Source organism: Nguyenibacter vanlangensis (assembly GCF_013376155.1).
In the GTDB taxonomy this organism is placed as follows: Bacteria; Pseudomonadota; Alphaproteobacteria; order Acetobacterales; family Acetobacteraceae; genus Gluconacetobacter; species Gluconacetobacter vanlangensis.
In genome coordinates this window covers 1-4,826 of sequence record NZ_JABXXP010000202.1, presented here as the reverse complement: position 1 = coordinate 4,826, position 4,826 = coordinate 1, and the positions used below count along the sequence as shown (strand labels likewise).

Genomic DNA, 4,826 nt, shown 5'->3' with positions numbered 1-4,826 from the left:
CGACGCCGGCGCCGACGGCATCGCCGTCTCCAACCATGGCGGGCGCCAGTTGGACCCGGCCCCCGCGACCATCGAGGTCCTGCCGGCGATCGCCGACGCGGTGGCAGGGCATCTGGACACGGGGCATCTGGACATCGTGCTGGACAGCGGCATCCGGCACGGCGGCGACGTCGTGATCGCGCTGGCCCAGGGCGCCACGGCGGTCTCCATCGGCCGGCGCGCTGGAACGGCTGGCCCAGGAAATCCGGGACATCATGGCCCTGGCCGGACTCCCCCGACATCGCAGCCTTCAGCCGCGCCGGCCGACAGATCCTCTGGACACCGTGAAGCGCCCGCGCCGGCGACGCGCGTGTTTCGATGCCGCAATGCGTCCCGCGTCGGCGAATCGCTCTCGGCCGCCAGCTGGAACACCAGGCGCCTATGGAGAATCCCCGAATATCGTCGTGAGCGACAAAATATCTTTGAATCCATGTTCGTTCCTACAGTAATTGACAGACTCTTCCATCATTATTGTATAATAATGTAGATATCATGAAGAAAATATAGTATTTTATTTGATATAAATATCGAAATTTTTAATCCTCCATAGGCATTAAAAATTTTTTATGCCATATGGAGAGACACTTAATTCGCCCCGTAACGCAACCGCTTTACAAGAAGCTCGCGGTGTGTATGGATAAACATATCAATAAAATTTAGAATTTCGCGTAAAGATCTAATTTAAAAAACTTTTGCACAAATTCTACGATATTAGGGCCTGTATGCAGCAGCGTTCTACAAATAATTTGTCCTGCGATGTAAGCCAGGTTGCCTCTCCGTCGATTTACGCTCTGGTGGAGCTTCTTCGTTTTCATGGTATCGCGGCCGATGCTGCTCAGATTGTACATGCATGGGGAATCGAACCATCCGCGGCCACCGCTTTGCGTGTGCTGCGGCGTGCGGGCCTTAAAGCACGGGCAGTCCGCTTGCCGTTAAACCGCTTCACTCGGGCTCCGATGCCAGCCTTGGCGATTCGCACGGACGGGACTTTGCAGCTGCTAGGTCGCGTAGGTGATGACCAGGTGTTGTATCTCGATGGCCACACGCAACGTCCAGCAATTGAAGGGATCGATGTATTTCAAGATGGTTGGTCAGGTGTTGCGATCCTCGCGACACGCAAGTCTACCGAGACACTTGCGGGAGTGCATTTCGATTTTCGTTGGTTTCTCAAGGTTGTAAGGAAATATCGTCGCGTCTTCGGTGAAGTGCTGATCGCATCCCTATTTCTTCAAATCTTCGCACTGATGACGCCTTTGGCTTTCCAGATCCTGATCGATAAAGTTCTGGTTAATCGTGGCATGAGTACGTTGGACGTTGTCACGATGGCCTTAACGGTGATTGCCCTGTTCGAGGCGTTGTTGGGCGGACTGCGCAGCTACGTCTTTACTCATACAACCAACCGCATCGATGTGGAGCTGGGCGCCCGGCTGTTTCAGCATTTACTTGCCTTGCCGTTCTCCTACTTCCAGGCACGCCGGGTGGGCGATTCGGTAGCCCGGATACGTGAGCTGGAAAACATCCGTCAATTTTTGACTGGTTCCGCGTTGACGCTTGTCATGGATCTTCTGTTCACCGTGGTCTTCGTAGGAATAATGGCAACCTATTCGTTGAAGTTGACCGCGGTTGTGCTGTTGTCTATTCCGATTTACGTCTTGGTCAGCATGATCGCGACGCCCGTTTTCCGCGCGCGTCTTGAGGAACGTTTTAAACGCGGCGCGGAGAATCAGGCCTTTCTGGTTGAGGCCGTGGCTGGAATCGAGACAGTCAAGGCGATGGCGGTGGAACCGCAGATGCAGCGACGCTGGGAGGAGCAGCTCGCGGATTACGTCCGGACGAGCCATTCCGTATCCAATGTCGGCAACGTTGCGACTCAGATCATACAAGGAACCAGCAAGCTGGTGACAGCGGCTACGTTGTGGGTCGGAGCGCACGAGGTCATTGATGGCGGCATGACCGTTGGAGGGCTAGTGGCGTTCAATATGCTATCTGGACGTGTCAGCCAACCCATCGTGCGCCTGGCGCAAATGTATCAGGATTTCCACCAAACCCGCATTTCCGTAGAACGACTGGGTGATATTCTTAATACGCCGATAGAGCGTGGCTCCGGAGCGAGCGGTAGGCCGCCCGGCCTTTCTGGACATGTCCGTTTTGAACGTGTAAAATTCCGCCATCAAGTCGATGGTCCTCTCGTGCTTGATGAGATCTCTTTGGACGTGTCTGCGGGAGAGATCATTGGAATTGTCGGGCCGTCCGGGTCCGGAAAAAGCACGCTGACAAAATTGTTGCAGCGCCTTTACGTGCCGGAGGGCGGCCGTATTCTTATCGATGGTATGGACCTGATTTTGGCCGATGCGGCTTGGCTGCGGCGGCGGATCGGGGTCGTTCTGCAAGAAAATGTTCTGTTCAACATGACGGTACGCGAGAATATTGCTCTTGCCGAACCGGGCATGGCGATGGAGCGCATTGTGCGGGCAGCAACGCTTGCCGGCGCGCACGACTTCATTCTTGGCCTGGCGGAAGGATACGATACGCAGGTCGGAGAACGCGGGTCGTTGCTGTCAGGCGGTCAGCGTCAGCGCATCGCCATTGCCCGCGCACTTGTCGGCAATCCGCCGATCCTGATTTTTGACGAGGCCACAAGTGCGCTCGATTATGAGAGCGAACGCATCGTTCAACACAATTTGCGCACGATCTGCAAAGGACGGACCGTGTTCATCGTCGCACACCGCCTGAGCACCGTGCGGCACGCGGATCGGATCATTGTCCTCAAGGATGGCCGGCTTGTCGAACAAGGATCGCATGACGAATTGTTAAGGCACGAAGGTCACTATGCGGCCCTCCATGCCTTACAAGGAGGGCCGCATGTCGCGAGATAGTGTAGTACGCATGGAACCGCCGACAGGCTCTCCTGGACGGAGTGATAAAGCCATGGCTGCCTTGTTGCCTTTCCTTGCACGACGTCCGCGGCACGAACTCGAATTTTTGCCGGCTGCATTGGAAATTATCGACACACCTGCACCGCCGGCACCTCGTGCCATTGCCATGGCGATTTGTGCCTTCTGCTGCGTTGCGATCATCTGGTCAATCTTTGGTCGCATTGATATTGTGGCAAACGCGTCCGGAACGGTCATTCCGTTCGGAAAGGTCAAGCTCGTGCAGGCCGTCACGACTGCCAATATCCAGCAGATCTTGGTAGCGGATGGAGATCATGTCACCACGGGACAAGCGGTGTTACGGCTCGACGCGGTGTCGGCGATTGCGGCGCGCGACAAGCAGATGGTTGATTTTGCCGCGTCGCGATTGGCGGTGGCGGGGCTTCTTGCGTTACGTGATCAAATGGCATCTCCGGGATATACGCTACATTTTCATCCCCCGACTGGCGTCACCCCTGCACAAATCGAGCAGGAGTTTGCCTCGATCACGGCGCGTTCCAGCGAACAGGAAGCTAGGCTAGCGTCGTTGGCGCAGCAGATAGCGGAAAAACGCGTTCAATCTGTGGAAAATATCGGGGCTATTGATAAGCTTAAGGCTGAGTTGCCGCTTCTGGCAGGCGCCCGGGATATGTATGCGAAGCTTTATGCCGAGCGTCTGGCGACCCGCGTCAATCTTTTGTCAAGCGCGCAACGTTATTCCGACGCGGCCCATGATCTGGCCATCCAGATTGCCCACCGTGCCGAAACAGCAACGGAACTGGCGTCGCTGACTAAACAATATGCGGCGCAACAGGCGGACTATGTGCGTGGCGTGCTGCAGGATCTGACGGATGCCCAGCGGAAATTGAACGAGGACGAAGCCTCTTACCGTGCGGCTGCGCATGAGGCGAGCGAGACCGTACTCAGGGCACCCGTCACGGGAACGGTGCAGCAACTGGCGGCGCATGGCGATCATGAGGTCGTGACCCCCGGTGAAAAGTTGATGGTCATTGTGCCGGACGACCAACACCTCGTGGTAGAGGCAATGATTGCGAACCGCGACATTGGTTTCGTGCAAGTTGGACAGCGGGTGCAGGTAAAGGTCGCGGCGTTCAAATTTACGCAGTATGGCTTGGTTCCAGGACGGTTGGTATCGGTCAGTCGTGATGCAGTGGATGATACGGCGAAAGATTCCGTGGATGGCTTTTCCGGGCGGGCTGGCACATCTGCAGCAAGCGCGCGGAGCGGCAATGAGCCCGATTTCGACGGCGGCGAGGGCAGCGGCTATGTCGCGCATATCGAACTGGATCGCCCCACTCTTTTTGTCGAAGGTCGCCTAGCACCCCTTCGGCCGGGTATGGCTGTCACGGCCGAAATCCTCACGGGACGCCGGCGCATCATCAGCTACCTTTTATCCCCGCTTAGCCGCGCTGTTCAGGATGCTGGAAGAGAAAGATGAGCGAGGGGGGGCTGGCCGCAGGATCGCTTCGCGGCCGCATAGCAACGGCATCTCTCGGGGGCGGCATCTTGGATCTGTTGCAAATGGGGAAGAGCGAGCCATGACAGAAGCGGGGTCGCACGAGATTTCACCGGTTACTCTTCATTTTGCAGGACAATTTACGATTGATACGCTTAGCCAATGGACTGCGTTGTCTCCGGACAGGGACTTTTGGTGCCGCCTATTTGGATGCGAATAACAATGTGATCATCGCGCCAGTTCTCGGTATGGCGTGGAGAAAGGTAATTGTTAAATTAGATAAGATACGTATCCACCCGGTGAAGGACGCCTTGCAGGGGTGAAGTGTGATTTCTGATCTTAAGAGCGAGCTTAAGGACGTTTTTAAGAGCGGAAGATCGGATGGAAATCATCACGGG

3 protein-coding genes are annotated in these 4,826 nt (G+C 55.9%); all 3 read left to right on the top strand.

Translation table 11 applies throughout. The annotated features are described in order from the left end of the window. The first annotated feature begins 49 nt into the window (after window positions 1-49). Window positions 50-526, top strand: coding sequence for an alpha-hydroxy-acid oxidizing protein (locus HUK84_RS23535; RefSeq protein WP_281362785.1), 477 nt, complete (start codon window positions 50-52; stop codon window positions 524-526). A 235-nt stretch (window positions 527-761) separates the two neighbouring features. Continuing rightward, the gene (locus HUK84_RS10615) at window positions 762-2,915 is read left to right on the top strand and encodes a type I secretion system permease/ATPase (RefSeq protein ID WP_176640267.1); all 2,154 of its coding nucleotides are present in this window, start codon (window positions 762-764) and stop codon (window positions 2,913-2,915) included. A gap of 52 nt (window positions 2,916-2,967) precedes the next feature. Then, window positions 2,968-4,410 (top strand): HlyD family type I secretion periplasmic adaptor subunit, encoded by a 1,443-nt coding sequence (locus HUK84_RS10610; protein ID WP_176640266.1) that lies wholly within the window; start codon window positions 2,968-2,970, stop codon window positions 4,408-4,410. Window positions 4,411-4,826 lie beyond the last annotated feature (416 nt).